Origin of the sequence: Dehalococcoides mccartyi CG5 (assembly GCF_000830885.1) — a bacterium.
Taxonomy (GTDB): Bacteria; Chloroflexota; Dehalococcoidia; order Dehalococcoidales; family Dehalococcoidaceae; genus Dehalococcoides; species Dehalococcoides mccartyi_B.
In genome coordinates this window covers 1,022,517-1,047,173 of the sequence record NZ_CP006951.1, presented here as the reverse complement: position 1 = coordinate 1,047,173, position 24,657 = coordinate 1,022,517, and the positions used below count along the sequence as shown (strand labels likewise).

Here is a 24,657-nt window from a genome sequence, read left to right as displayed (position 1 = left end):
ACCTCAATACTGCTCCTCCGGTGAATAGGCACTACGGAGTACTTCGGAGGGTGTTGTAACATTATCTTTAACCTTTAGCATACCATCTTTCATCATGGTAATCATGCCGTCTTTGATAGCTTGATTGTGTATTTCTGAGGGCGAAGCTCCGCTCAGCATAAGCCGTCTGAGCTCGTCACTTATAGACATTATTTCAAACAGGCCCACCCGTCCCAAATAGCCGGTAAAGGCACATGATTTACAGCCGCTACCATATACAAATTTGGTTCGTTTTTCCCCAATTTCACGTTCATAGGCTACCTGCTCAATAACCGGTACCTCAATAGTGTGCTGGCAGTACGGGCAAACCCGCCTGACCATGCGCTGGGCTACTACCCCCACCACGGCTGAAGCAATAAGGAATGGTTCTACCCCAAGGTCTATCAAGCGGTAAAGAACGCCGGTAGTATTATTGGCGTGGATGGATGAAAGCATAAGGTGGCCGGTAAGGGCTGCCTGAACGGCTATATTGGCCGTTTCCGAATCACGTATTTCGCCTACCAGTATCACATCAGGGTCAAGGCGCAGTATAGAACGCAGACCGCTGGCAAAGGTAATGCCGGCCTGCACATTTACTTGTATCTGATTTATATCTTTAAAACGGTATTCTGCCGGGTCTTCTATGGTAATAATATTCTGGCGCATGATGTCCAGCGAATTTATAGATGCATAAAGGGTAGTGGTTTTCCCAGCGCCGGTAGGGCCGCTGATAAGTATCATGCCATAGGGTACTTTGAGCATCTTGTTGTATTTTTCCAGGCTTTCGGGTAAAAAGCCCAGCTGGGAAAGTTCAATAGTAGCCCGGCTCTTATCCAGCAACCGCAAAACAGACATTTCTCCATTGACGGTGGGGGCAGTTGCCGCCCGGATATCTATCTCCCGTCCGCCGGCATTTACGCTAAACTGACCGTCCAGAGCGTGGAAATGGTCTGCTATGTTCATGTCACCCAAAATTTTAATTCTGGAAATGATAGCCCGGTGGGCGGTGATAGGCAGGGACATCATATCCTGTAGAGTGCCGTCTATGCGGAAACGCACCCGCAGGCGGTCTTCGTTGGGTTCAATGTGTACGTCTGATGAGCGGGCTTTCACCGCTTCTTCAATAATAAGATTCAGGGCCTGGGCTAGAGGTGCGTCAATAGCCGCATCAATAGCCAGACGGTCATCTGTAATTTCACTGGGAATAGACATGCGGGAGAGATATTTTTCAATATCCCCGTAGCCTTTGTAGTTAAAGTCTATAGATTCGCGTATCTCGCGGGCGTCTGCCGGTATTGGCTTGATACGACGTTTGGAGTGGGCGGAGAAAGCTTCCAACGCCAGAATGTCAGACGGATCAGCCATAGCCATTTCAAGGGTATTGCCCACTATATTTAGAGGTATAGCGGTATAACGCCGGGCAAGCACCTCAGGGATAAGTTTAAGTGCTTCGGGGCGTGGTGACTGACGCAGGTCGGTTATAGCAGGTTTGCCATTTTTGGATTCGGTTTTAGCCGAAGTTTTTACAACCTCTTCGGCAGTAGTTATAGCGGCACTCTCTTCAGTGGAGATAGGGATAGGGTTAAGTTTTATAAGTTTAACTTTTTGGGCATCAGCAAATTGCTGGGCATCAGGTGTTATTTTGGCTGTGGTAGCGATAACTTTGTCAGATATGCCGCAGTCAAAGGCTTTGGCATCAAAGAGAGCCACATCCTGAAGTTCCAGAGCAGGTTGCTTCTTTAAAATATCTATACCTAAAGTGTAGTTTTCGGTGTTAATATCACTGGCCACCACATCAAAAACATGGGAAATGCCTGACCGCCCTTTGATACGGGCATTCTCCCTTATGGTGTAGCCCAGATTGGTCAGAGCCTTAATAAGGTCTTCGCGAGAGGAGATGTTGTTCATGCCTTCCAGACGGTTGGGGCGCTTGGTGCTGGTAATCAACAGATCTTCCAAACGGTCCTCGTCAAAGACTTTTATCCGCTGTTTTTCAGCCAGATTGCGGGTTTCCGGGGTCAGTTTGGGTATGGCAATCAGGATACGTTCATTTATGCCAGTATCAAAGGCTTTGTTGGCAAAGTTGAAAATAGAGCTGCTTTCTTCCTCCTGGTTTGAACCCAGAATTATACAAACAGCCATAGTTCTGGCGGTAAATCCATCATTTCGGCGGGCTACGATGTCAAAGATATGCTCTATACCGGATTGCCCGGTTATTTTAACATCACTTTCCACCTGGTAATTGTGGCTGGACAAATAATCAGCCACTCGTTTGCTTACCAGTTTGCGAAGTTCTGTATCTTTCACTTTGTTTTGTAACATTCCCAACCACATTTCAGCTAGTTTATTGGCTTTTATTCACTTAATTATAACATCTTACGCATAATACATATAAAGGTGCAACTATTTGTCAAAAATAAGCCATATTATATATTTATCAGGCCACAGCGTATAGCTACAACAACCGCATGTGCCCTGTCATTGGCATTTAATTTGCGTAAAATGGCGCTGACATGGTTTTTTATGGTTTGCTCGCTTATTTCCAGATTGTTGGCAATTTGCTTGTTGGTATTGCCGTTGGCAATCAAGGTCAATATCTGTTTTTCACGATTGGTCAAGGGGGCAACAAAACTAGAGGCATCTTTACCCAGCATGGAGACATCTTGAAACTGGGCCAATACCTGTTTAGCCAGGCTAGGGCTACCCATAAGGCTTTCATTGATAGGATACTCACCCCGGTTTGCCCGGCGGATAGTTTCAATAAGCTCTTCAGCAGTACTGCTCTTTTTCAGACAGGCTACAGCCGCTGTTCTTATGCATTCAAACAGTTCGGTATCATTGGGGTTTGGGGAAAGGATAATAACCTTGGTATTGGGGAAGGTACGCACAATACGCCGCCCCAAATCCAACCCGCTGTAAGCGGTCAGGTCTGAACCCAGCAAAACTACATCAGGCATCTTGGTTTCAACCTGTTCCAGGGGGTCTTTGTGAGTGTCTGTTGCCAATATCTCAAAATTATTGTCGGACAAGGCCTGGGCAACACCCGCTCTGAAAAATGGTTGCTCATCTATGACCATTACCCTGATTTTACTGTTGTCTTCCATCGCTTGCCCCTTCTTTTAGCCTAGAGTTTCTTTCAAGAGTTTGGTCTTGCCTGCCCGTTCCAAAAATTGTTCCACGTCTTCCTTACGGAAACGGCGGTCACCTCTGGCTCCAATCCGATAGGATTTAAGTACCATCTGATTGCTCCAGCGGCGTACAGTATTTATATGCACATTCAGCATATGGGCTACTTCGCTGGTGGTCAGCATGGGGGAGACTATATTATCTTCATGATTTGCCATGGCAGTCCTTTCTTAAAGTATCTTAACCTAACTATTCAGAACTATACATTATATAAACTCTACTATCCAATCCCCCGAATGTACTAACCTGTATAGGAAAATAGTAATATAAGTTAAGATAACTTAGGGAAGCCAAAAGGTGTATATTTCCTATAATGACGGAAACAGACAAGGATTTCAACCCCTTGTTTGAAGACAGAGAAAGTTTGCAGGAAAAAAATATTTGCAAGATGCTTAAGATTTTAACTGTTTCGGATTGCTATCTTTTTAAAAACTGCTTCGTTATAATTTGTGCACGGGTAAATAACCGGGTTTGACCGGCCGGGAGTCCTCAAATAGAGGCCGGCCAAGAAGGGGATCTTACTGGTGCAAACAGAAAGACACCTGGTTGAGCTTGCTCGACAAAAAGATGAGCAGGCATTTGCCAGACTATATGAGGAATATTTCGATAAAATTTATCGCTATATTGCTTTGAAGATTGGCAACAAAATGGAGGCCGAGGATTTGACCCAACAGGTCTTTATGAACGCTCTCCGGTCTATGTCTTCCTTTAAATGGCAAGATAATACACCATTCTCTGCCTGGCTATACCGTATTGCCCATAACCAGATTGTAGACTACCTGAGGAAGAAAAGCCGCCAGCCCACGGTGGATATAGAGATAGTTGCCCCGCTGGCTTGTGCCGATGACCCGGTGGAAACTACCGAAGTAAATATAGACTATGAGAAGTTTGTGAAGGTATCTGCCAAACTTACCCCCGCCCAGCAGGAGGTAATTTCCCTGCGGTTTTCTTCGGATTTGCCTATCGCCGAGGTGGCCAAAATAATGAACAGAACTCCGGGTGCGGTCAAGGCGCTGCAGCACAGTGCGGTATCCTCACTCCGCCGAATGCTCTCTGGAGCGTGAATGAAATGAATGTAAAAAATAGCCCTGAATTTAATAACATCCTGAACGAATGTCTGGACCGTATTCTTATAAACGGGCAGGATTTGGAAAGCTGTCTTCGCCTGTATCCTGATCAGGCGGTAGAGTTAGCTCCTTTGCTCAAAACCGCTATCGGGATTGAACGGGTTGCCGGCAGATGTACTCCTTCGCCAGTATTCAAGGCCAGAGCCCGCTATGAATTTATGTCTGCTCTGAAAGAAAGCAAACATAGAAAAGGCTTTTTCGGGTGGCGGCTTAACTGGGCAACCGGGCTTGCCAGCGCCCTTATGTTCCTTTTTGTTTCAGGCGGAGGGGTTGCGGTAGCTGCTTCCGGCAGTATGCCTGACAGCCCGCTATACGGGGTGAAACTGGCAACCGAAGAACTCTGGCTGAATTTCTCCTTTGGCGAAGAGGGTAAAATAAACGCTATGAACCAGATTGCCGACAGACGGGTTGCCGAGATAATCTATCTGGCGGATACGGATCAGGTTAATCTGTTAAGGCAAACCAATGACAAGCTCAATTCCGCTCTATCTGTTATGGCAAGTTTAGTGGGGCTTGAAAACAGTGTGATGTCAGCGGCTAACCCTCAAGACAGAGATGATACTGCCTTGACTGCACCAGTCACTGCACCTCCCAATAAAAACCTCGGGTTAACTGAAAATTCAGGCGGCAGTGCCAATACTACCCAAAATGGCATTATCCTTTTAGCCATTGCTAATCAGAATGCCCTTAATCTGGCTCTGGAAAGAGCTTCCGATGATGTACGCGAGGATATGGCCTGGGTGGTTGCCAATGCAATTGCGGCTTACCAGCGGATATTAAACGCCATGTATATTCCCTGAAGGCTAAGCCAGACGGCGGATTTTTATCCGGGGCAGCCAATACTGAACGTCTTCACGGTGGCAGAGTTCAGTACCGGGAGTCATTACGGCAGCTGTGCCCATAGCTACCCCCAAACGGCAGGCTTCTTCCAGGCTGTCTCCGCGGCGGAGTGATATAGCAAAACCGGCCACGGTTGAATCCCCTGCTCCCACCGTACTTTTTACCCGCACATAAGCCGAACTTGCCTTTATTACTTGCTTTCCGTCACAGGCTATCAGCCCCTTTTTACCCATGGAGATTACCGCTATTCCTGCCCCCATCCGGACTATTTCTTTGGCAGCCAGTATTATTTCAGCCTCAGTCTCCAGTTTTCTGCCCAACAGTTCCTCTGCTTCGCGGATGTTGGGCTTGACCAGACAGGGTTTAGCCTTCAGCCCTTCCCGCAGGTATTTACCGGCGGTATCCAGTATGGTTTGTTTGCCCAGTTTGCGGGCGTGGCTGATAAGGGTGAAATAGACACTTGACGGCACTCCCGGCGGCACGCTTCCCGACATAACAATCAGGCTGGAAGCAGCACTTTCCCTCAGCAGGTCTGCATAAAACATTTTTAGTTCAGGCGGAGCTATTCGCGGACCGGGGGCGTTCAGATTAGTCTGGCGGCGGGTTTTGGTATCGTAAATTATAAAACAACTGCGGGTAGGCTGGCTTATGGGGGTAAAGTGATATTTTAGCCCTTGCTCTGTCAACAGGGTTTCAATTTCCCGCCCTTCCTCTCCCCCCAGCAAACCGCAGGCAATTGTATCAAACCCCATTTCGTAGACGGCACGTGAAACATCTATCCCTTTGCCGCCGGCATATTTGGACATGCGATGCCAGCGGTTGGTTTCATATAGTACCAAACCATGCACATCTATATGCTTGTCCAGGCAGGGGTTTAAAGTAACCGTGGCAATCACAGGTCTTCACCCGGGTGGTATTCGGCATACCAGTGCTGGCTGGGATTTATAAAATTACCTGTTTTCAACCCCAGCTTCTCATACCATGGCTGCCCCCCGTTTTCGGCTATCTGGCACAGCCGTTTAAATCTTTCAACAGCTATACGGTTTATGAAATCCTGACGGTTTACCGGATTGGTTATCTCCAGAGCCTCCTGCCAGACTGCCCTCCCGGCCAGAAAACCGGAAGCTCCGCACTGGCAGGCTATTTCCAATTCTCTCACATACAGGCTGAAATCTGCCCCGGCTGAGAGTATAGCCCAGGGTACGGGACAGAGAGAATCCAATTTCCGGGTAGATTGAAATGCCATGTCTTCGGTCAGGCTGAAGCGGAGATCAACGGGGAACTCCACTTTCAGTATATCTATACCCAGACCGGCCAAATCCGCTACGGTTGAGAGTACCAGATCCGGTTTATTTTTAGCGAAGAGTTCGGCATTTTTCAGTTCCTGCCCTATGGGGTAGGTGACAGGTTCCAGCACAAAGGGGATATCCAGTTTGCGGCATTCATCAGCTACTCTGGATACCAGAAGCTGTTGTTTCTTGGCTAAATCTTTTAAATCCGGGCGGTAGTACAGCAGGAGCTTAACGGCGTTAGCTCCCAGCAGTTTTATCTTGGTCACCCCCCAGTTTTCCAGAAGCTCGGTAGTGCGGTATTCGGCTTCCCCCGCATAACCGCTTGATTCCAGGCTGACTAGCAAACCACACCCGGGCAAAAGGGCATTTTGAGACAGGCACTCAGGCAGTCCGTAAAGTGGGTCAAGCAATATTGCACTGGCCTGACCGGAAAAGGCACGGCAAAGGCTGAGTTTGAAATCAGCCAGATTGCGGTAGCATTCTTCATCTGTGTTTTTGGGGCAGAGGTGCTTTTTAATTGAGCCGCGGTGGTCCATAGCCGCAATCTCAAATACGCCTCTGGGGCTGGCCAGAGCAGTCAGATTAAGCAGTTTGCCGGCGCTTATACTCATCTTAGAGCCATTATGTAGCAAGAAAGCCGCTAAATCAAGAAGTATTTGTTTTGGCAGGATATACGGGATATAATGGCTTTTAGCTATGAAAGTGGAATGTGCATCTAATATCGGGTTTTGTTTTGGCGTACGCCGCGCTATAAACATACTGGAAAAAACGGCTTCCGAACGGGGCGGGGTGGAGACTCTGGGTGCTTTGGTGCATAACCAGCAGGTTTTAAACCGCCTTTCCGGTATGGGTGTACGGGTTGTAAAAAATATAGATGACATCAGCGGCTGTACTGTAGCTATTTCCTCCCACGGGGTAGGACCTGCGGTTCTGGCTGAGCTAAAATCCAAAGGGCTGGAAATAGTGGATACCACCTGTCCTTTCGTCAAACGGGCTCAGGTAGCCGCCAAACGCTTTCATGATGCAGGGTTTTTTACTGTAATTTACGGTGATGTAAACCACCCGGAGGTCAAGGGCATACTGGGTTGGGCGGGTGGAAACGGACTGGCTACCCTTAACCCGCAGGGATTAGATGATATCCCGGATTTATCCCGTTATATAGGCGTACTTTCTCAGACTACCCAGATACCCACCGGTTTCACTTCTTTTGTTAAAAATGTTATAGATCAGGCTCTGGTCAAAGATGCCGAAATTCGTATAGCCGATACCCTCTGCCACGATATCCGTGACCGGCAGTCGGCCGCTCTGGAACTGGCGGGACGGGTAGATCTGATGCTGGTTATCGGCGGGCACAACAGTGCCAATACCCGCCACCTGCTGGATTTATGCAAAACCGTATCCAACACCCATTTGATAGAGACTGCTTCAGAACTGCAAACTGACTGGTTAAAGGGGGTAAGCCGCATCGGCATTACTTCCGGGGCTTCCACTGATGAAACCACCATATCCGAAGTTTGTTCGTATCTGGATAGGCTTTCAGCCGGAGCTTAGCTTTAAATTAGCTTTGGCTTATGTTACAATCCACCTGTTATTTAGGAGGAACAAATGAAACGGGTTTTTTCCGGTGTCCGTCCCACAGGCCGTCTCCATCTGGGTAACTACCTTGGAGCGGTTAAGAACTATGTAGCTTTGCAGGATGATTACGAATGTATTTACTGCGTGGTAGACCTTCACGCCCTGACCACTCTGGAAGAAACTGCCACTTTGAAAGAAAATATATATGAGATGATGCTGGATTTGCTGGCTTCGGGGCTGGATCCTAAAAAGTGCATTCTCTTTGTCCAGTCTCAGGTACCGGAAATAAACGAACTCTTCACCCTGTTCGGCATGATTACCCCTTTAAGCTGGCTGCTTCGGGTGCCCACCTTTAAGGAAAAGGTAAAAATGCACCCTGACAATGTGAACTACGGTCTGGTGGGTTATCCGGTGCTTCAGGCGGCAGATATATCCCTTTACAAGGCGGATGTGGTGCCGGTGGGGGTAGACCAGCTGCCCCATTTGGAGCTTACCCGTGAAATAGTCCGCCGTTTCAATGAAAAGTTCGGGGATACCTTTCCCGAGCCTCAGGCAAGGCTGACCAATTTCCCCACTGTGGTTGGTCTGGACGGCAAGGATAAAATGAGTAAGTCCCTCAACAACCATATTGAACTGGCTCTGTCAGAGGAAGAAACTGCCAAAAAAGTAATGAGTGCAGTTACTGACCCTGCCCGCCAGTACAAGACTGACCCCGGTCACCCGAATATTTGCAATGTTTACAAATTGCACAATTATTTCAGCCCGCAAGCGGTTGCCCAGATTACCGATGATTGCCAAAATGCCCGCATAGGCTGTGTCCAGTGCAAACGGGCTCTAGCCGAAGCTATCAACGCTTACCTGCGTCCCATTCGGGCAAAAAGAAGCGAACTGGCTAAAAACCCGGACGAGATTTACCGCATAATGGCAGACGGGGCGGAAAGAGCCGGAGTCATCGCCCGCCAGACGCTGGACGAGGTCCGTGAGAAAATGAATCTCCGCTAATCCAAACCGTTTGGTATCAGTTTATAAAACAAGCCCCGCCGAAAAGCGGGGCTTTAGTTTTGCCTAATGAAAGAAGTGCCTACATCTGCGGGCAGTTGTGTTTTAAAAAGTGGCGGAAACGTTTCATGGCCTCTTCAATATCCTTCAGGGAGGTAGCGTAACAACAGCGGAGGTAACCTTCGCCGCTCTCACCAAAGGCAGTACCGGGTACAGCTGCCACTTTTTCTTCCATAAGCAGTTTTTCAGCAAATTCGTTCGAACTCAGTCCGGTTTTTCGCACTGAAGGGAAGGTGTAAAAAGCCCCTTTGGGCTCAAAACAGGACAAACCCATATCGTTGAAATTTTTTACTATAAAACGGCGTCTGCGGTCATATTCCTCTACCATCAGACGGACATCATCCTGACCGTTCCTCAAGGCCTCTAGGGCGGCTTTCTGGGCGGCAATAGGGGCGCAGAGCATGGTGTGCTGGTGAATCTTGGTCATGGCCTGAATAATAGCGGCCGGGCCTACTGCATAACCAATCCGCCAGCCGGTCATGGCATAGGTCTTGGAAAAACCGTTTATAATAACACTGCGTTCCCGCATACCCGGCAGAGTGGCAAAACAGGTATGTTCAAAACCGGAGTAGATAATCTTGTCATATATCTCGTCAGATACCACCAGCAGGTTTTTGTCACAGGCCAGCTTGGCAATCTCCGCCAGTTTATTCTTGGGCATAACCGCCCCAGTGGGATTTGAAGGGTAACCCAGCAGAATAGAGCGGGTCTTGGGGGTAATTCTGGGGGCTATATCGGCCGCACTTATCTCAAAATTATTAGCTTCAAAGGTGGGTATCTGTACCGGGTTGCCGTATGACATAAAGACGCAGGAAGGATAGGCTACATAAGCTGGGTCTGTCATCAGTACTTCATCACCGGGGTTCAGGGTAGCCCGCATAACCAGGTCCAGAGCCTCGCTTGAGCCCACTGTTATTAATACCTCGGTTTCAGGGTTGTACTCCAGCCCATAGGTCTGGTAAAGGTATTTGGATATTTCCTGACGGAGTTCCAAAAGCCCGGCGTTAGAGGTATACATGGTATATCCCTTTTCCAGAGCATAAATGGCAGATTCGCGGATATGCCAGGGGGTAGTAAAGTCAGGTTCGCCCACACCCAGAGATATCGCTCCGCTACCCATCTTGGCGGCCAGGTCAAAGAATTTGCGTATGCCGGAGGGCTTGAGCTCTTTGGCTCTGTCAGAGATAAAACCTTTGTCCGTTCCCACCTGTGATGTCATAGCATAAACCTCTGAATCTTTATTAAAGGACTACCGGTTCACGTTTAATATCATCATTGCCGTCAATTATTTCGCCATCTTCTTTGTAGCGCTTCAGCAGAAAATGGGTAACCGCTCCCTGTACGCCTTCGATAGGAGCCAGTTTTTGGGCTACGAAGTTGGCCACCAACTGCATGGTCTTGCCGCCTACCATTACCAGCAGGTCATAAGTGCCTGAAAGCAGGTAGCATGAGCGAACCTCCGGATAGCGGTAAATCCTCTCTGCAATAGCGTCAAATCCCACATCTCTCTGGGGGCTGACCTTGACCTCTATCAGGGCAAAAACCTGTTCGGCACCCAGTTTTTCCCAATTGATAACGGTTTTGTATTTGAGGATAGTTTTATCAGCTTCAGCCTGCTTTATTTCACGGCTGATTTCCCCTTCGGGCAGGCCGGTCATGCAGGCCAGTCTGTCAGGTGTGATTCGGGAGTCATTTTCCAGGATTTTCAAAATGTCACTAAGCATTATTTTCTCCTGTTTATGGTAGGGTTATTATAACAGATATATTTAAATGTAAAAAATACTCCTGTTGATTATTCCTGTCAAAAAAATGCCCCTTTGCTTTTATAGGCAGAGGGGCATTAGGTGACGGTAATATTATTTTAGGGCAGGGTGGTTACTATTCTTTCACGGCTGAGAAAGCGGGTCAGGTAAGTGGAAATACCCAAAAGCAGCAAAGCTACTCCGGCTACTATGCCTACCAGAGTCCACTGAGCATCAATATTGCTGGCAAGACCAATACCTGCGCCCATCAGCCCGAACATTGGTACAAACACAATCAGGTTTAAAATCCGGTATTCTTTAAGCCCCACGTACAGGTTTAAAAAACCCATCAGGTTTACAAAACCCAAAATAACCAGCGGGGTTACAAACAGTACCTGAATAAATATCGCCAGCGAGGGCAGTATAAACTCCCCGTTTTCAAGGCCGGTACGGACAATGGGTATTAAAACAGCCAGCAGGACAAACGGGTAGGTGGAAGCACTTACTCCCAGTACTTTTCCCAGCAGAATATCCCGCAGGCTGAGAGGGGTGCACATCAGGCTTTCAATAGTGCGGGTGTATTTTTCCATCACGAATGCCTGGCTGAGAAACATATAAGACATAAAGGCGCTTATCATAATGGACAGGTAAAAGACTACTCCGTTTAAGGATAAACCCAGACCTGTTTGGCTGGATAGGTTGTTGGAATAAAGGAAACCGAACAGCAGCGGCATGATGAGAGCCTGAATAAGCATGCCCTTGTTGCTAAAGTTATCCCGCAATTCTTTTTTAGCTACGGTCAGTATATTTTTCATTACTTGGTCTCCTGTTTCATAGTCTCCAGATATATTTCTTCCAGAGATCGCTTTAGCTTACGTACCTCTTCCAGCTGGATATTGTGACCGGACAGATAGGTGATTATCTTTGGGGTATCTACGCCTTCAGCCGGGGTCAGGGTCAGTCCTTCCTGTGTGCGGTGAATATCAACCGCCAGTTTGGCGGAAACAAGCAGTTTTTCAGCCTGCTCAATATCAGCAGTGTTACTGAATGAAAGTTCCATACCGGGTTGGCGGTTTTTCCTGTCCAGATTGGTCAGGCTATCCCAAGCCAGTAGTTTACCGCCCTTTATAATGGCTACTTTATTGCAGATACGCTGAACTTCGTCCAGATCGTGCGAATTCAGGAAAATAGTCATATTGCCCTCGCGGGAAAGGGACAGGATAAGGTCACGGAAGCTTTTCTGGGCTTCAGGGTCAAGGCCGGAAGCCGGTTCATCCAGAAATAGCACCTCCGGTTTGTGCATAATAGCCTTGGCCAGAGCCAGTTTACGCTTCATGCCCTTGGAAAATTTGCCGGCTGGGTCATTTCGGCGTTCGCTCAGGTTAAAAAATTCCAGTAGTTCATTTATGCGGGCTTCGCGGTTGGGTATCTGGTAAATATCCGCGAAATACCGCAGGTTTTCGTAGGCACTCAGGCGGTCATAGATGCCGTCTACCTCCAGCAGGACACCTACATTGCTTCGGGCGGTATCATCTTTAGCCAGATTTTTGCCATTCAGAGTTGCCTTACCGCTAGAGGGGTTTAACAGCCCCAGAATGATTCTCATGGTAGTGGTTTTCCCTGCACCGTTGGGGCCCAGAAAACCGAATATTTCCCCCGGGGCGACACTGAATGTGATATTATCCAGCACCGTTTTGCCCTTAAAGACTTTGCTAAGGTTGTTTACTTCTATCATTGCCCTTCCTGTTCAGTGTTATATACAAATATTTCTTCTATAGGTGTTTTAAAAAGGGAGGCTATTTTGAAAGCCAGCTCCAGAGAAGGGGAATACTTACCCCGTTCTATAGAAATAACTGTCTGGCGGGTAATGCCCAGTTTGTCTGCCAGTTCTTCCTGAGTGAGGCTGTTTATAGCTCTTAAAACCTTAAGTTTATTTTGCATGTTGTCTACATTTTACTGCGGTAGTAAAGATTTGCCAGGTCATACAGCAAAATAAAAAATAATGCCATGCCCACGAGTAGCCAGTACTCGGGGGAAGATGCCGCATCTTCATTTATCATCAGGTATATCAGGGGTGCTATACCTACTACCGGGCCGAAAATACGGATAGTGAAGCTGGCGGCCTTTTCTTGAATGCGATACTGGCGTTCATCTGCCAATACGCCCCGTACTTGGCTTTTTAGAAATACACTCAGCCCAATAAAGATAGGCACTATCAGAAGCCCGAAGAGATATGCGCCGCTGGCTGTTGCCCACCCTATGCCAATACCCATTATTACCGACAGCAGAATGACCAGATAGCGGAAATTTTTAATACTCATAGATTGGTATTGTAAAACTACATATTCAAAATGTCAAGGTAGCTATACATTATGGAATTTGGTATATAAACATAAAGCGGCTGTTTACCAGCCGCTTTATTATTCATCTTGAGAAGTCTGGTTCTAAATACCGCGTCCCTGTTTGCGGGCGGCAATATCCAGAATACCCCCTATGACCAGCCCGGTGATTATCCCTATGGCAATACCGGCAGCCATATCACTCAGCACAAATCCCAACCCCGCACCTATGACCAAGCCCAAAGCCAGCCAGATGCCTATGTTTTCACCCGGGGGTGTTAACTTGTGTTTATTTTGCAGGTGAAGTACCGCACCGTTCAAGGTGTTGAAATAAGATTCCTCATCATTCTGGGTAACGGGTTTGTTACTCAGGGTTTTCAGGCAGGCAGTCAGGGCATGGCGGAACATGCTGCAATCCTTGCAGTTTTGTCCGAAGCTATCCATCTGGTAAAGGACGGTTTTAAGCCATTTCAGACGGTACTTCTTAATTTCCTTTGGGCTAAGGCTTGCTTCCAGTTTTGCAATAGTATCACTGCTGGTTTGGTACCACTCGCTTGGTTGCTTAATCATGGATTTTCCAACCTCTCTATAACCGGGGCGTTTCCTTGTGCCAGGTGGTAGCGCACTGGAAAGCATGAGCTATACGCATGATAGTCTGGTCAGCAAAGGGCTTGCCTATAATTTGTAAACCAACCGGTAAACCGTCTACGAAACCAGCCGGTATGCTTACCGCGGGCAAGCCGGCAATATTTATGGGAATGGTGCAGGTGTCACACATATACATCTCAAAAGGGTCATTCAGTTTTTCACCGATACTGAAGGGTAGGTTGGGGGTGGTTGGGGTTATCAGGGCGTCATACTTTTCAAAGGCGTTGTTAAATTCCTGGCTTATCAAAGTGCGTACCTTCTGGGCTTTGACATACCATGCGTCATAATAGCCGGCAGAAAGAGCATAAGTACCTATCATAATGCGGCGTTTCACCTCAGGCCCGAAACCTTTGGCACGGGTTTTTTCCATCGCTTCCCACATGTTTTCGGTTTGATTGTAAGAGTAGCCGTATTTTACCCCGTCATAGCGTGACAGATTGGCGGATGCTTCAGAGGGCGCCAGTATGTAATAAACTGCCAGTGCGTATGGAGTGTGGGGCAGAGATACCTCGCGGTCTATGCTTGCACCCAGACCCGAAAGTACGCCCAGGGCGTCATTTATCTTTTCGGTGATATCCGGCCGCATATTCTGGCTGAAATATTCTTTGGGCACACCTAGCTTAAACCCCTTTATATTCCCGTCAAGGCCGCTGCTGAAATCAGGAACAGTTTGCGGGACAGAGGTGGAGTCACGGTCGTCAAAGCCGGCAATGGCATTCATTACCAAAGCGCAATCCATTGCATCTTTGGTAAAAGGCCCTATCTGGTCAAGTGAGCTGGCAAAGGCTACCAGCCCGTAGCGGCTTACCATGCCATAGCTGGGTTTATACCCGGTAACACTGCAGAAGCTGGCCGGCTGGCGGATAGAACCGCCGGTATCCGAACCCAATGAAAATACAGCTTCTGAAGCGGCCACACAGGCTGCCGAACCGCCCGAAGAACCGCCAGGGACTTTATCGGTATTCCATGGGTTGCGGGTGGTAAAGTAGGCCGAGTTTTCAGTGGAAGAACCCATGGCAAACTCATCCATGTTGGTTTTACCCAGCAAAACCGCCCCTTCTTTCGCCAGTTTATCCACCACGTGGGCGTTATAAGGGGGTACAAAGTTTTCCAGCATTTTAGATGAACAGGTAGTCCGGATGCCCTTGGTGCATAGTACGTCTTTCAGGGCCATGGGTATACCCGTAAGAGGGCGGATATCCCCCTGTTTGATAGCTTTGTCTGCCGCTTCAGCCTGTGACAGGGCGGTTTCCGGGCAAACAGTCATAAAGGCCTTTATTTCAGGTTCAAGTTTCTCAATCCGCTCAAGGTGGGCTTTGGTAAGTTCGGCTGATGATATCTTGCGGTCTTTGAGCAACTTGTGGGACTGGGCAATAGTCAGTTTAACTAAATCCGTCATTATTCCATCACCGCCCGTATCCGTACGTAATCACCCTCACGTCTGGGGGCATTTGAAAGTATGTCTTCTCGGGCGTATGAAGATTTTATAATATCTTCTTTAAGTACGCTTTTAACCGGGGTGGACTGAGAGGTGGGTTCCACACCGGTGGTATCCACCTGCTGTAACACCTCAAAATGCTCCAGCAAAGCTGAAAGCTCTTTGCTCAGGCGGTTTATTTCGTCTTCCTCAAGCCCCAGTCTGGCCAAGCGGGCAATGTGGAGTACGTCTTCACGATTTAGCTTCATAATATCCCCCGTTTACAAGTCCCCAGATTATAACACTGCCGCCAAATGCGGGCAACAAAGGTCCCCTTTAGCTGTATTAAGGGGAAGGTGTTGTTGATATAATAGGGTATGAATATCCGCTTGGTCTGGACTGTATTTACTACGCTGTTAGAAGGAGTTGGCATTGCCTTCTTGGGTTTGTGGTTGCTGCCGCAGATAGATTTCCAACTGCCGCTTTGGGTTATACTCCTTGCCGAAGCTGTGCTGCTGGTTTCATCAGTATATTTTTATCATGTGGGTACGGTTACTCTGGACCAGAAACCCCGTACCGGGTCGGAGACTATTATCGGCAGCAGTGCCGTAGTGGTGGAAAGCGTAAACCCGAAGGGTATGATACGGCTGGATGGAGAGCTTTGGGAGGCGGTCACTTCTGGCGTGTCTATACCCCGCGGAGGGGAAGTGGTGGTAGTCGGGCGGGATAAAATGCGTCTTTGGGTGAAACCCAAATAGATGCGTTCTTTCGCTAAAATCCGCCAAGATGTTATAATGGCGGCAGGTTCAGGCAGGTCTCAGGAAAAGGGGGCTTGGCATGGATAATAATAATCCGGTTAAAAAACTGATACTGGGGTTTAACAGTAATCTCTGCCGGTGTAAAAAATGTCCCAGTTACCCGGGACATAAAGACAAGATGGTCTACTGTGAGCGGGCTAAAAGCCCGTATATGGTTAAAAAGATAAGCTGCCTTTGCCCCAAGTGCCGGGTATGGAAGCTGAACCGTTTTGCGGAAACATATTATTGTGCCAGCGGGGCGGCACCGTTATCCCGTATTTAAGCGGCATTTTCAAGAGAGGTGTCAAAATAGAGATAATTCCGGCAATAGATATTTTAGGCGGAAGGTGTGTTCGCCTTTTTCAAGGTGATTATGCTCAGGAGACAGTGTATTCGTCTGATCCGGTGGGTACAGCCATGCGCTGGCAGTCGCTGGGTGCTCCCCGCCTGCACGTGGTGGATTTAGATGGTGCTGCTGATGGACAAAGCGTAAACTTTGAGCTTATAAAAGAAATAGCCAACTCCGCTCTTATACCGGTGGAAGTGGGCGGCGGTATCCGCAGTATGGAGACGGTAAAGAAACTGCTTGTAGCCGGGGTTGACCGGGTAATACTGGGTACGGCGGCAGTGGAAAACCCTGAACTGGTTAAAGAAATATGTGCCAGATATGCTGATTCGGTAGCCGTAAGTATAGACGCAAGGAACGGCAAAGTGGCAACCCGGGGTTGGGTCACCAATACAGAAATAGATGCTTTGGAACTAGCCCGAAGTATGAAAAAACTGGGTATCAGGCGTTTTATTTATACCGATATTAGCCGTGACGGCACCCTAAGCGAACCTAATTTTGCGGCTATACGTGACCTTATTTCAGCTATCAATGTACCGGTTATAGCCTCCGGTGGTGTTTCCAGCCTGAGCCACTTACGTCTTCTCAAAGATATAGGTGCAGAAGGCGCTATTGTGGGCAAGGCCATATACACCGGTGACCTGAATCTTAAGCGGGCATTTGAAGATCTGTCCTAGCTCAGGCTATAAATCCGTTTCGTACATCAGGTAATGGCTTGGGGTCATGCCCAATTCGGCATAGGTGGTCTGGGCGCGTTTATTTTCTTTTTCCACATATAAACGCAGTCCGCAGACATTACCTGCCTCTTTGGCTTGCTCTGTCAGACTTTCATACATAGCCCGAAAGATGCCTTTGCGGCGGAATTCGGGCTTTATATATACACTCTGAACCCACCAGTAGAGTTTATTCCGCCAGTCACTCCATTCGTAGGTAACCATCAGCGAACCGGCAACTTCTCCGTTATATTCAGCCATCAGGTAAAAGCCATAGGCGGGGTTTTCTAAAAGTGCGGCTGCCCCTTTCAGGGTAATATCCTTATCCAGTAGCCTGTTTTCAGTTTCCAGCGCCATAGCTGTGTTAAAATCTGCAAGCGTATTCATATCTTCACTGGTTACCCTGCGGATGCAAAGCGACTTCTCCAAAATGTACCCCCTGTGTTTTAATGGCAGCCTATCCCAAAGTTTTATAGCACTTACAAGATGCACTTTAATTCAATTCCTGATAAAATAACATTTTATACGCAAAAATAAAAATGGGAGATAATGCATTCTAATGGAACTTAAACTGGACGACAAGGGTCTTATAGCCGCCATAGTACAGGACGTGAAGGACGGCACAGTACTGATGCTGGGTTATATGAATACCGAATCCTTTAAACTCACTCAGGAAACCGGCAGTGTCTGGTTTTACAGCCGCAGCCGCCAGGAACTCTGGAACAAAGGCGCCACCTCCGGCAACAAGCTCATTGTCAAAGAAATGTACCTTGACTGTGACAATGACGCCGTGCTGGTAAAGGCTGAACCTATGGGACCCACCTGCCACACCGGCAACCGCAGCTGCTTTTTCAAAACTGTAGAGCTTAAGTAGCCGCTTCGCATTCGGGGCAGGCTTTTTGGGGAATATAATCGGGGTTGTCCATCTCTACTGTCTTTTTCAGGGCAGTGATGGCAACCTCGATTTGTTTTATATCCGGCGGGCGGGTGGTGAGTGACTGCAAAGCCAGACCGGGTTTAATTAAAAAGTGGACTATCGGGTTATGGCAGTGTCCGGCACTGAAACGGGTGAATTCATAACTCAAAGCTGCAATCACCGGTACCAGAATTATCCGTGAAGCGAACATAACAGCAAAAGATGGCTTGCCTATCAGGCTGAATACCAGTATGGCTATCACCATCACCGCCAGCAGAAAGCTGGTACCGCACCGCAGGTGAGCGGTAGGGTAAGATTGTATTTCGGCTGCCCGTTCTATCTCAAGCGGCACGCCGGCTTCAAAGGCATTAATGGTTGCATGTTCCGCCCCGTGGTAGCCGAAAACCCGTTTAATATCCGGCGTCAGGGTAACCAGCTTTATATAAATGACAAATATTATCAGTCTTACCAGACCTTCAATCAGATTGAACAAAACGGCGGATTCCAGAAAGGAACTCATCAGATTGGTTATAAACAGGGGGGCCAGAAAGAAAAGGGCTACGCTGGAACCCAGTGATACCAGCAGCATCAGCCACAAAAGCCCGCCTGAAAGTTCTTCTTCCTCTTCTTTAAGAGCTATGTTTGCCGAATATATAAGGCTCTGAATACCCAGAACCATGCTTTCAATGAGTACAATTGCCCCCCGAATAATGGGCATTTTGCGCCACTTGCTGGTATAAAGCGAATGCAGCGGCCTGATTTCGGTAGTTATTTCGCCGTCGGGGTTGCGTACAGCCGTGACCAGATTTTTCTGGCCGCGCATCATGACCCCTTCAAGTACTGCCTGTCCGCCGTAATAAAATTTATCTGCCAATATTCCACTCCGTCATAAACAAAAAGGAGCGGCTTTTAATACCGCTCCTTTTATTATTACCTTTTTAACTGGTGCTTGCTTAGGTTTTGCTGCCGTAGCGCTGGCGGAATTTCTCCACCCGTCCGGCGGTATCAACCATTCTTTTCTCACCGGTGTAGAAGGGGTGGCACTGGGCACAAAGTTCCACCTTGATATTGTCCTTGGTAGAACCCACTGTAAAAGTGTTGCCGCAGGCACAAATTACGTTGGTGGCGGTATTATATTTAGGGTGTATTTTTTCCTTCATACGGCATTAGTCAGCAACTACGCTGACTTTCCTCCTGTCATTAGTGGTAGGCTCAAACTTTACCACACCTTCGCAAGTGGCAAAGATGGTATAGTCACGTCCCAGCCCCACATTTTCACCGGGGTGAATATGAGTGCCCCTCTGGCGGACAATAATAGTCCCGGAGTTCACTTTTTCACCGGCAAAACGTTTAACACCCAGCATTTTGGGCTTGCTATCACGTCCGTTCTTTGTAGAACCCGCACCTTTTTTATGCGCCATCTGTAGTTACCTCGTTTGTTTTCTTGGCTCTGGGCTTGCGGGCAGGCTTTTCGGCAGCCCCGCCGGTCAGAATTTCTCCTATCGTTAGTACAGTGTACAGCTGGCGATGGCCCATTTTCTTGTGGTTACGGGTTTTGGCCTTGAAGCGGTAAGCAAAGACCTTGTCACCCTTGATATGGCCGGCAACAGTGGCTGTTACCTTGGCACCCGAAATAGTGGGGGAACCTATAGTAACGGTCTCACCGTCATTAAGCATCAGAACCTTGTCCAGTTCAATGCTGTCACCCTCAGCCAGATCAAGTAAATCTACTTCAACCAGCTGACCGGGCGTTACCTTGTATTGTTTTCCACCGGATTCAATTATGGCGTAAATGTTGACACCTCCCAAAAGCAAAGCAATATTATACATTAGAATATATTAAAACGCAAAGCCGCTAGGCTTTTAAACAAAACCTTCTAAAAATAATATGTTTAGATATGCTTGTCAAGAACCTCTGCGAAATCTGCCCCTATAATTTAGCCTAAAACCGCCAAATAAGCAAAATATTCTTTGAAGGCCTATACATTTCTGTTGGCGTGTGGAGTTATACTCAAAGTATCAGGCGAAGGAGGGGCAAAATGACTAACAGGGTTTTTGTCACTGGAGGCAGTGGGTTTGTGGGGAGGCATTTATTGCCCAGACTGGCTGAAAACGGCTTTAAAATTCGTCTGTTGGTTATGAATGAAACTGAGGCCAACCGGGTAAAAACTCCCGGAGTGGAGTTTGTTTATGGTACGGTTAATGACTTGCCGGTGCTGATGGATAGTCTGAAAGATGTTTTTGCCATAATTCATCTGGTGGCAATACTTCGTGAAAATAAAAATGCCACCTTTGCAGAGGTAAATATAGAGGGCACAAAAAATATACTGGCGGCCGCTACCGAAAACGGGGTAAAAAGATTTATTCATATGGGTATACTGGGTGCCAGTGCGGATCCCCGTTTTACTTATCTCCATTCCAAATATCTGGCTGAAGAAGCTGTCAGGCATTCGGGTCTGGGTTACAGTATCTTAAAGCCTTCGGTTATGTTCGGGCCGGGGGCAGGATTTATAAATGCCCTTATTCGTTCGTTCAAACCCTATCCGTTTATTGCCCCGGTAGCCGGAAACGGAAAAACCCGCCTTCAGCCTATTTGGGTGGAGGACGTAGTTAGCTGCCTGTTGAAAATGCTGGAGGGTGAAAAAATACACCAGAGCGTACAGATTGGCGGACCTCAGATATTTACCTATGATCAGGTACTTTCAGCCGTGATGCAGGCTATGCGGATAAAAAAGCCCCGTTTGCATGTACCTGTGGGGTTAATGCGTCCGCTGGTTTGGCTGATGGAACGTGCAAGTTCTAACCCGCCTATTACCATGCCGGAATTGAAAGCCCTGTCAGTAGACAATATAACTGTTGAGGATGCTGTAAAGAGAGAATTTGGCTTTGACCCCAAACCTCTTTCAGAAGGGCTTGATTACCTTAAGCCAGCTCCAGCCGTTCCTTAGCCAGTAGCTGAACGCAGGCTTTCAGGTCTTCAAAACGGCAGTTGTTGTTTACTACAACGCTGGCATATTTGAGGCGTTCATTGTCGGTGGCTTGTGACTGAATTCGGGCTATAGCCTGTTCACGGCTTAGTCCCATGCGGCTATGCAGCCGCTTGAAGATGCTTTCTTTGGGGGCGGTAATAAGCCAGACTTCGTTTACCAGCTTTAGCCAGCCTGCTTCCACCAGTAAAGGGGCTTCAATGGCGACTGATTTTATGCCTTTTTGGCGGTACTCTTCCAGCAGGGAAGAAATAGCTTGTTCTATCAAGGGGTGGGTAATTTTGTTCAGGCGTTCCAGTCTTTCGGGATAACCGAAAACCAACTCACCCAGTATCTTGCGGTTGATATTTCCGTCAGGGTTCATTACCTCGTTGCCGAATACATCTGTTATCTTGGTACGGATACCCTTATTCTGCAGTACGCGGTGGCCAATCTCGTCGGCGTCAATGATATTTACCCCAAGTTCTTTTAAATAACGGCAAACTGTAGTCTTGCCACTGCCGATACCACCGGTAATGCCTACAATTTTCATTGAATTAGTCTAGTCTTTTAAAAAAATCAGGTCAAGTAAATTCCTGACTGAAATACTTTCAGATACCTGAAATAGATTTCTCTGTTTCAAAGGCTATCCGCTCTTTGTCTAAGTATCTGCCCTCAAAACTAAGACACTCTTTATCTGTAAATACGTATGCATACTAATTGTGGGGTTTAAGCCCCTATGGGATATTGAAGAAGGTTGGCACTTCCTCAATGAATGGTGAATTTGCCACCGGGAGGTGATTTATGAAGACCAAAAATTTGACCATGCCTGAAAGGGAGATGCTGGCAGGAATACTTAAAAACTATATCGGTGAGCTTCGGGTGGAGATAATCCATACCGAAACAGATACCTATAAAAAAGCCCTGCACGCCAGGGAGAAAATACTATTCGGCATACTTCGCAAACTGGAGTCAGCCGTTACCGAAGACAATCCTGAATTGCCGCTGGCTAAAAAGGCTTCCTGACAGGCTCTAAATCTGATTCTCTTGTTATCTGTATATGCAGGGGTGACTGGCTGTCTTTGGTTTGCTTCTGTCCAAACCGGCACCTGTCTGAAAGGCAAGGAGTTTTTTGGGCAGATAGTCGTGCTTAAATACGATTTCTTTCCCTGCCTGCCGCTGCTTGGGTGAGATTGGCAGTATCCCGAGTTGCACCTTCATATATCCGTCTCCCGAACTGATTATGGGAAATAACGGGAATATTTCTGCCTGATTATTGTGGAAACAGGGCTGAACGGGTAAAGTAATAGGTATATGAATCTGACTTTATCTTTGGCGGCTTCTCTGGAAGAGCTTCAAGCTCACCGAAGGGTTGATTATGTTGCGGCCAGAGTTCGTTTGCACCCTGATGCAGACAGTTGCGTCAGGGAGTTTAAAGGGGCATTTCTGATATATGACGGGGCTGAATCACCGGTAAACCGGGTGATGTGTCTGGGGTTGAAAGAAGCCCTGCTTGAGGAAGACCTGCCTGGCATAGAGGAATTTTATGCCGTACATGGTCTTAAAGCCATGCTGGATGTATGCCCGCTGGTAGAAGAAAATATGGTTTATATGCTGGGCAAGCGGGGGTACACGGTTTATCAGTTTGACAGTGTACTGGTACATGAGGTCAGCAGTTTTCAACTTGAGATAAAAGAGCCGCCGGGTATAGTTATCTGGCCGGTAAACAAAAATAACTATCTTACCTGGCTGGAGGTGGTTAGCCACGGTTTCTCCTCTGCAGAGTCAGATTTGATGTCCATGCAGTCTATCTGCGAGCCAAATTACCATAGCCGTAATTCTTCGGCCTATCTGGCCTATCTGGACGGCAAACCGGCCGGGGGTGGGGTATTGTATGTTCGGGGGCATATGGCTGAATTAGGGGGAGATGCCACTTTGCCGGATTTCCGCCGCCGGGGGGTTCAAACTGCCCTTATCCAGCACCGCATGAAAATAGCCCGCAAAATGGGTGTCCGCCAAATGATATTTGTATCTGCACCGGGCAATTCATCAGAGCGTAATGCCCGCCGGGCGGGTTTTGAAATGGCTTACAGCCGGACGCTCCTGCTTCAGCCCTGAAGCAACAAATCAGTAAAAGCCGTAAGCTTTTCCGGCAGCGAGGTATTCCGGCTGGCTTCTTTAGGTGTTTTGGCCAGCAGTTCCAAACTGCCGAGGTATTTCATATGGCAGACCTCGGCGTATTGTTTCAGGTTCAGCAGAGCTTGGCCTATGCCTTCCTCAGCCACCGCTACTCCGCCCATTTTTTTGCCTTGCAGGCTTGGCCAGACGGGGCAGGTGCGGTCTATGAAGTTTTTCGTCAGCCCGCTAAGCATCTCAAAATAGACCGGCGTGCCCAGTACTATTGTATCCGCCTGTTTCAGTTGTTCCAGCAGTTCGGGCATATCGTCTTTCTGTTTGCAGATACCCTGTTGGCTTTTCGTGCGTGTTTCGCAGGCCAGACAGCCCGTACAGAAGCAGATATTGCACTTTCTGAGCAGTATCAGACAGGTATCTGCCCCGGCTTTTTTAAGCAGTTTGGATAAACTTTCCAGTATATATTCGGTGTTGCCCTTTCGGGGTGAACCGCTTATTAAAACTATCTTTATCTTAGTATTCATTTCGTACCTGTTTCAGCTTTGAAGATGCTATTTAATACCATTTTCCGTATGTGTATGTCCAGTATTATTTGAGACTTATACGTTGACAGCTTTATCCCGCAGTCATACAATGGCAGAAATCATTTTAAGGAAACGAGGCTTGGCCCATGTTTCTGGATAACGTAAAAATCAGGTCTGACAGATTTCCGGATACCGGTGTTTACCCCTTTAATCTGGACGTATTGCATAAGACCCCTCAGATAGTTTTGGACAAATCGGTCACCTTTTTCATCGGGGAAAACGGCAGCGGCAAATCTACTTTGCTCAGGGCTATCTGCCGCAAGGCCGGGGTACATATCTGGGAGGATACCAGCCGCCTGACACTGGATAATAACCCCTATGCAGACTGTTTGTCAGACTATCTGGAGCTTGGCTTGCCTCAGGGCGGGGTTAAGGGCTCATTTTTTGATTCGCGCACCTTTCAAGACTTTACCCGTTTTCTGGATGAATGGGCGGCGGCTTCGCCGGATATTCTGAAATACTTTGGAGGGGATTCCCTTACCAACCGTTCCCATGGGCAGTCTTTGATGAAATATTTTGAATCCCGTTACAAGGTGAGGGGTCTGTATTTTATGGACGAGCCCGAAACTGCCCTGTCACCCAAAAGCCAACTCATGCTGTTAAAACTTCTGAGTCAGGCGTCAAGTTCTGACCATAACCAGTTTATTATTGTCAGCCATTCGCCTATCCTGCTGGCCTGTCCGGGTGCTTCCATATACACGTTTGATACCGCACCTGTTTCCCCAATAGGGTATTACGATACCCAGTACTACCGCATCTACCGTGATTTCCTGAATAACCCGGAGTCTTTCTTGGCTGCTGACAATAATATAGATTAAAAATCTGTTCGGGGTTTAACTTAATACCTGACCTGCGGGGGTGGGCAATTGGATTAAGGCGGTTTGTCTGGGGTGTTCTGATAAAATCTAAAAGACAACAGGCCGGAAACGCATTTGGGCTAATATGAATTTGGGATGGAT

Annotated in this window: 33 protein-coding genes; 12 read left to right on the top strand and 21 right to left on the bottom strand. The window is 47.7% G+C overall.

All coding sequences use genetic code 11. The annotated features are described in order from the left end of the window. Positions 1-3: 3 nt before the first annotated feature. The 3 genes from X794_RS05575 to X794_RS05565 all read right to left on the bottom strand — a co-directional run bounded on the left by X794_RS05575 (position 4) and on the right by X794_RS05565 (position 3,362). Positions 4-2,340, bottom strand: a complete 2,337-nt coding sequence (locus tag X794_RS05575; RefSeq protein WP_011309710.1) for a GspE/PulE family protein — start codon at positions 2,338-2,340, stop codon at positions 4-6. A 104-nt stretch (positions 2,341-2,444) separates the two neighbouring features. After that, positions 2,445-3,122: a LuxR C-terminal-related transcriptional regulator gene (locus X794_RS05570; protein ID WP_011309709.1), complete on the bottom strand. Its 678-nt coding sequence runs from the start codon at positions 3,120-3,122 to the stop codon at positions 2,445-2,447. A gap of 15 nt (positions 3,123-3,137) precedes the next feature. Continuing rightward, a complete protein-coding gene (locus X794_RS05565) occupies positions 3,138-3,362 on the bottom strand; it encodes a helix-turn-helix domain-containing protein (RefSeq protein ID WP_034376284.1) in 225 nt (74 codons plus the stop codon). Between the two features lie 366 nt (positions 3,363-3,728). Between X794_RS05565 and X794_RS05560 the strand changes: the two genes are divergently transcribed. Next, positions 3,729-4,268: an ECF subfamily RNA polymerase sigma factor, BldN family gene (locus tag X794_RS05560; protein ID WP_034376286.1), complete on the top strand. Its 540-nt coding sequence runs from the start codon at positions 3,729-3,731 to the stop codon at positions 4,266-4,268. Between the two features lie 5 nt (positions 4,269-4,273). After that, positions 4,274-5,131: a DUF5667 domain-containing protein gene (locus tag X794_RS05555; protein ID WP_041344569.1), complete on the top strand. Its 858-nt coding sequence runs from the start codon at positions 4,274-4,276 to the stop codon at positions 5,129-5,131. Positions 5,132-5,134: 3 nt separating this feature from the next. On the opposite strand, the gene pfkB is transcribed toward X794_RS05555, so the two are convergent. Further along, a complete protein-coding gene (gene pfkB / locus X794_RS05550) occupies positions 5,135-6,067 on the bottom strand; it encodes a 1-phosphofructokinase (protein ID WP_034376288.1) in 933 nt (310 codons plus the stop codon). Then, positions 6,064-7,074, bottom strand: a complete 1,011-nt coding sequence (locus tag X794_RS05545; protein WP_034376289.1) for a tagatose 1,6-diphosphate aldolase — start codon at positions 7,072-7,074, stop codon at positions 6,064-6,066. Before X794_RS05545 ends, pfkB begins: the two co-directional genes overlap by 4 nt. Before the next feature lie 85 nt (positions 7,075-7,159). Here X794_RS05545 and ispH point away from each other — a divergent pair, with 85 nt between their 5' ends. Then, positions 7,160-8,014 (top strand): 4-hydroxy-3-methylbut-2-enyl diphosphate reductase, encoded by an 855-nt coding sequence (ispH, locus tag X794_RS05540; RefSeq protein WP_034376290.1) that lies wholly within the window; start codon positions 7,160-7,162, stop codon positions 8,012-8,014. Between the two features lie 54 nt (positions 8,015-8,068). Beyond that, complete coding sequence (gene trpS, locus X794_RS05535) at positions 8,069-9,040, top strand: tryptophan--tRNA ligase (RefSeq protein WP_011309701.1); 972 nt, start codon at positions 8,069-8,071, stop codon at positions 9,038-9,040. A 79-nt stretch (positions 9,041-9,119) separates the two neighbouring features. Here the strand turns inward: trpS and X794_RS05530 are convergent, their stop codons facing one another. From X794_RS05530 to gatC, 9 genes are all read right to left on the bottom strand, one after another. Beyond that, the gene (locus X794_RS05530) at positions 9,120-10,316 is read right to left on the bottom strand and encodes an aminotransferase class I/II-fold pyridoxal phosphate-dependent enzyme (protein WP_011309700.1); all 1,197 of its coding nucleotides are present in this window, start codon (positions 10,314-10,316) and stop codon (positions 9,120-9,122) included. 22 nt (positions 10,317-10,338) lie between these two features. Then, positions 10,339-10,821 carry an Lrp/AsnC family transcriptional regulator gene (locus X794_RS05525; RefSeq protein WP_011309699.1) on the bottom strand — a complete coding sequence of 161 codons (483 nt, stop codon included), beginning with the start codon at positions 10,819-10,821 and terminating at the stop codon, positions 10,339-10,341. A 137-nt stretch (positions 10,822-10,958) separates the two neighbouring features. Then, positions 10,959-11,654 (bottom strand): ABC transporter permease, encoded by a 696-nt coding sequence (locus tag X794_RS05520; RefSeq protein WP_011309698.1) that lies wholly within the window; start codon positions 11,652-11,654, stop codon positions 10,959-10,961. Then, positions 11,654-12,574 (bottom strand): ABC transporter ATP-binding protein, encoded by a 921-nt coding sequence (locus tag X794_RS05515; protein WP_034376291.1) that lies wholly within the window; start codon positions 12,572-12,574, stop codon positions 11,654-11,656. Before X794_RS05515 ends, X794_RS05520 begins: the two co-directional genes overlap by 1 nt. Continuing rightward, positions 12,571-12,780 carry a helix-turn-helix transcriptional regulator gene (locus X794_RS05510; protein WP_012034108.1) on the bottom strand — a complete coding sequence of 70 codons (210 nt, stop codon included), beginning with the start codon at positions 12,778-12,780 and terminating at the stop codon, positions 12,571-12,573. Before X794_RS05510 ends, X794_RS05515 begins: the two co-directional genes overlap by 4 nt. Before the next feature lie 5 nt (positions 12,781-12,785). Next, the gene (locus X794_RS05505) at positions 12,786-13,160 is read right to left on the bottom strand and encodes a DUF2178 domain-containing protein (RefSeq protein ID WP_034376293.1); all 375 of its coding nucleotides are present in this window, start codon (positions 13,158-13,160) and stop codon (positions 12,786-12,788) included. A 123-nt stretch (positions 13,161-13,283) separates the two neighbouring features. Beyond that, positions 13,284-13,748, bottom strand: a complete 465-nt coding sequence (locus X794_RS05500; RefSeq protein ID WP_034376295.1) for a hypothetical protein — start codon at positions 13,746-13,748, stop codon at positions 13,284-13,286. Between the two features lie 16 nt (positions 13,749-13,764). Continuing rightward, complete coding sequence (gene gatA / locus X794_RS05495) at positions 13,765-15,225, bottom strand: Asp-tRNA(Asn)/Glu-tRNA(Gln) amidotransferase subunit GatA (protein WP_034376298.1); 1,461 nt, start codon at positions 15,223-15,225, stop codon at positions 13,765-13,767. After that, a complete protein-coding gene (gene gatC, locus X794_RS05490; protein WP_015407191.1) occupies positions 15,225-15,512 on the bottom strand; it encodes an Asp-tRNA(Asn)/Glu-tRNA(Gln) amidotransferase subunit GatC in 288 nt (95 codons plus the stop codon). The genes gatA and gatC overlap by 1 nt, the downstream gene beginning before the upstream one ends. Positions 15,513-15,683: 171 nt before the next feature. Between gatC and X794_RS05485 the strand changes: the two genes are divergently transcribed. The 3 genes from X794_RS05485 (at position 15,684) to hisA (ending at position 17,063) form a co-directional block, all read left to right on the top strand. After that, positions 15,684-16,001: an NfeD family protein gene (locus X794_RS05485; RefSeq protein WP_227028523.1), complete on the top strand. Its 318-nt coding sequence runs from the start codon at positions 15,684-15,686 to the stop codon at positions 15,999-16,001. Positions 16,002-16,080: 79 nt separating this feature from the next. Beyond that, positions 16,081-16,323 (top strand): DUF2769 domain-containing protein, encoded by a 243-nt coding sequence (locus X794_RS05480; RefSeq protein WP_034376300.1) that lies wholly within the window; start codon positions 16,081-16,083, stop codon positions 16,321-16,323. Beyond that, entirely contained in the window at positions 16,287-17,063 is a 777-nt protein-coding gene (hisA, locus tag X794_RS05475) for a 1-(5-phosphoribosyl)-5-[(5-phosphoribosylamino)methylideneamino]imidazole-4-carboxamide isomerase (protein WP_012034103.1), read from the top strand. The genes X794_RS05480 and hisA overlap by 37 nt, the downstream gene beginning before the upstream one ends. Before the next feature lie 6 nt (positions 17,064-17,069). Here the strand turns inward: hisA and X794_RS05470 are convergent, their stop codons facing one another. Next, positions 17,070-17,528, bottom strand: coding sequence for a GNAT family N-acetyltransferase (locus X794_RS05470; protein WP_011309688.1), 459 nt, complete (start codon positions 17,526-17,528; stop codon positions 17,070-17,072). Positions 17,529-17,658: 130 nt separating this feature from the next. Between X794_RS05470 and hisI the strand changes: the two genes are divergently transcribed. Next, on the top strand, positions 17,659-17,973 hold the full coding sequence (gene hisI, locus X794_RS05465; RefSeq protein ID WP_011309687.1) for a phosphoribosyl-AMP cyclohydrolase: 315 nt from the start codon (positions 17,659-17,661) through the stop codon (positions 17,971-17,973). On the opposite strand, the gene X794_RS05460 is transcribed toward hisI, so the two are convergent. The 4 genes from X794_RS05460 to rplU all read right to left on the bottom strand — a co-directional run bounded on the left by X794_RS05460 (position 17,966) and on the right by rplU (position 19,824). Beyond that, a complete protein-coding gene (locus X794_RS05460; RefSeq protein WP_011309686.1) occupies positions 17,966-18,889 on the bottom strand; it encodes a DUF1385 domain-containing protein in 924 nt (307 codons plus the stop codon). The two genes, hisI and X794_RS05460, sit on opposite strands and share 8 nt — an antisense overlap. Positions 18,890-18,968: 79 nt before the next feature. Then, on the bottom strand, positions 18,969-19,175 hold the full coding sequence (gene rpmE / locus X794_RS05455) for a 50S ribosomal protein L31 (protein WP_011309685.1): 207 nt from the start codon (positions 19,173-19,175) through the stop codon (positions 18,969-18,971). Positions 19,176-19,181: 6 nt separating this feature from the next. Next, positions 19,182-19,436 carry a 50S ribosomal protein L27 gene (gene rpmA, locus X794_RS05450; RefSeq protein ID WP_011309684.1) on the bottom strand — a complete coding sequence of 85 codons (255 nt, stop codon included), beginning with the start codon at positions 19,434-19,436 and terminating at the stop codon, positions 19,182-19,184. Next, positions 19,426-19,824, bottom strand: coding sequence for a 50S ribosomal protein L21 (gene rplU / locus X794_RS05445; RefSeq protein WP_011309683.1), 399 nt, complete (start codon positions 19,822-19,824; stop codon positions 19,426-19,428). Before rplU ends, rpmA begins: the two co-directional genes overlap by 11 nt. 230 nt (positions 19,825-20,054) lie before the next feature. Here rplU and X794_RS05440 point away from each other — a divergent pair, with 230 nt between their 5' ends. Continuing rightward, positions 20,055-20,963, top strand: coding sequence for an NAD-dependent epimerase/dehydratase family protein (locus tag X794_RS05440; RefSeq protein WP_011309682.1), 909 nt, complete (start codon positions 20,055-20,057; stop codon positions 20,961-20,963). Here the strand turns inward: X794_RS05440 and coaE are convergent. Beyond that, on the bottom strand, positions 20,938-21,534 hold the full coding sequence (gene coaE / locus X794_RS05435; RefSeq protein ID WP_011309681.1) for a dephospho-CoA kinase: 597 nt from the start codon (positions 21,532-21,534) through the stop codon (positions 20,938-20,940). The two genes, X794_RS05440 and coaE, sit on opposite strands and share 26 nt — an antisense overlap. 251 nt (positions 21,535-21,785) lie before the next feature. On the opposite strand from coaE, the gene X794_RS05430 reads away from it, so the two are divergent. Beyond that, positions 21,786-22,007 (top strand): hypothetical protein, encoded by a 222-nt coding sequence (locus tag X794_RS05430; protein ID WP_011309680.1) that lies wholly within the window; start codon positions 21,786-21,788, stop codon positions 22,005-22,007. A gap of 288 nt (positions 22,008-22,295) precedes the next feature. Further along, positions 22,296-23,099 carry a GNAT family N-acetyltransferase gene (locus X794_RS05425; RefSeq protein ID WP_011309678.1) on the top strand — a complete coding sequence of 268 codons (804 nt, stop codon included), beginning with the start codon at positions 22,296-22,298 and terminating at the stop codon, positions 23,097-23,099. Here X794_RS05425 and X794_RS05420 read toward each other — a convergent pair. After that, entirely contained in the window at positions 23,090-23,638 is a 549-nt protein-coding gene (locus X794_RS05420) for a flavodoxin family protein (RefSeq protein ID WP_011309677.1), read from the bottom strand. The two genes, X794_RS05425 and X794_RS05420, sit on opposite strands and share 10 nt — an antisense overlap. A gap of 146 nt (positions 23,639-23,784) precedes the next feature. Here X794_RS05420 and X794_RS05415 point away from each other — a divergent pair, with 146 nt between their 5' ends. Beyond that, entirely contained in the window at positions 23,785-24,516 is a 732-nt protein-coding gene (locus X794_RS05415; RefSeq protein WP_011309676.1) for an AAA family ATPase, read from the top strand. Positions 24,517-24,657 lie beyond the last annotated feature (141 nt).

Coding starts and splice junctions, on each gene's coding strand:
- X794_RS05575 (WP_011309710.1), bottom strand. CDS start 2,340: ATGTTACAAAACAAAGTGAAAGATACAGAACTTCGCAAACTGGTAAGC.
- X794_RS05570 (WP_011309709.1), bottom strand. CDS start 3,122: ATGGAAGACAACAGTAAAATCAGGGTAATGGTCATAGATGAGCAACCA.
- X794_RS05565 (WP_034376284.1), bottom strand. CDS start 3,362: ATGGCAAATCATGAAGATAATATAGTCTCCCCCATGCTGACCACCAGC.
- X794_RS05555 (WP_041344569.1), top strand. CDS start 4,274: ATGAATGTAAAAAATAGCCCTGAATTTAATAACATCCTGAACGAATGT.
- X794_RS05545 (WP_034376289.1), bottom strand. CDS start 7,074: ATGAGTATAAGCGCCGGCAAACTGCTTAATCTGACTGCTCTGGCCAGC.
- ispH (WP_034376290.1), top strand. CDS start 7,160: ATGAAAGTGGAATGTGCATCTAATATCGGGTTTTGTTTTGGCGTACGC.
- trpS (WP_011309701.1), top strand. CDS start 8,069: ATGAAACGGGTTTTTTCCGGTGTCCGTCCCACAGGCCGTCTCCATCTG.
- X794_RS05530 (WP_011309700.1), bottom strand. CDS start 10,316: ATGACATCACAGGTGGGAACGGACAAAGGTTTTATCTCTGACAGAGCC.
- X794_RS05525 (WP_011309699.1), bottom strand. CDS start 10,821: ATGCTTAGTGACATTTTGAAAATCCTGGAAAATGACTCCCGAATCACA.
- X794_RS05520 (WP_011309698.1), bottom strand. CDS start 11,654: ATGAAAAATATACTGACCGTAGCTAAAAAAGAATTGCGGGATAACTTT.
- X794_RS05515 (WP_034376291.1), bottom strand. CDS start 12,574: ATGATAGAAGTAAACAACCTTAGCAAAGTCTTTAAGGGCAAAACGGTG.
- X794_RS05510 (WP_012034108.1), bottom strand. CDS start 12,780: ATGCAAAATAAACTTAAGGTTTTAAGAGCTATAAACAGCCTCACTCAG.
- X794_RS05505 (WP_034376293.1), bottom strand. CDS start 13,160: ATGAGTATTAAAAATTTCCGCTATCTGGTCATTCTGCTGTCGGTAATA.
- X794_RS05500 (WP_034376295.1), bottom strand. CDS start 13,748: ATGATTAAGCAACCAAGCGAGTGGTACCAAACCAGCAGTGATACTATT.
- gatA (WP_034376298.1), bottom strand. CDS start 15,225: ATGACGGATTTAGTTAAACTGACTATTGCCCAGTCCCACAAGTTGCTC.
- gatC (WP_015407191.1), bottom strand. CDS start 15,512: ATGAAGCTAAATCGTGAAGACGTACTCCACATTGCCCGCTTGGCCAGA.
- X794_RS05480 (WP_034376300.1), top strand. CDS start 16,081: ATGGATAATAATAATCCGGTTAAAAAACTGATACTGGGGTTTAACAGT.
- hisI (WP_011309687.1), top strand. CDS start 17,659: ATGGAACTTAAACTGGACGACAAGGGTCTTATAGCCGCCATAGTACAG.
- rpmE (WP_011309685.1), bottom strand. CDS start 19,175: ATGAAGGAAAAAATACACCCTAAATATAATACCGCCACCAACGTAATT.
- rpmA (WP_011309684.1), bottom strand. CDS start 19,436: ATGGCGCATAAAAAAGGTGCGGGTTCTACAAAGAACGGACGTGATAGC.
- X794_RS05440 (WP_011309682.1), top strand. CDS start 20,055: ATGACTAACAGGGTTTTTGTCACTGGAGGCAGTGGGTTTGTGGGGAGG.
- coaE (WP_011309681.1), bottom strand. CDS start 21,534: ATGAAAATTGTAGGCATTACCGGTGGTATCGGCAGTGGCAAGACTACA.
- X794_RS05430 (WP_011309680.1), top strand. CDS start 21,786: ATGAAGACCAAAAATTTGACCATGCCTGAAAGGGAGATGCTGGCAGGA.
- X794_RS05425 (WP_011309678.1), top strand. CDS start 22,296: ATGAATCTGACTTTATCTTTGGCGGCTTCTCTGGAAGAGCTTCAAGCT.
- X794_RS05420 (WP_011309677.1), bottom strand. CDS start 23,638: ATGAATACTAAGATAAAGATAGTTTTAATAAGCGGTTCACCCCGAAAG.
- X794_RS05415 (WP_011309676.1), top strand. CDS start 23,785: ATGTTTCTGGATAACGTAAAAATCAGGTCTGACAGATTTCCGGATACC.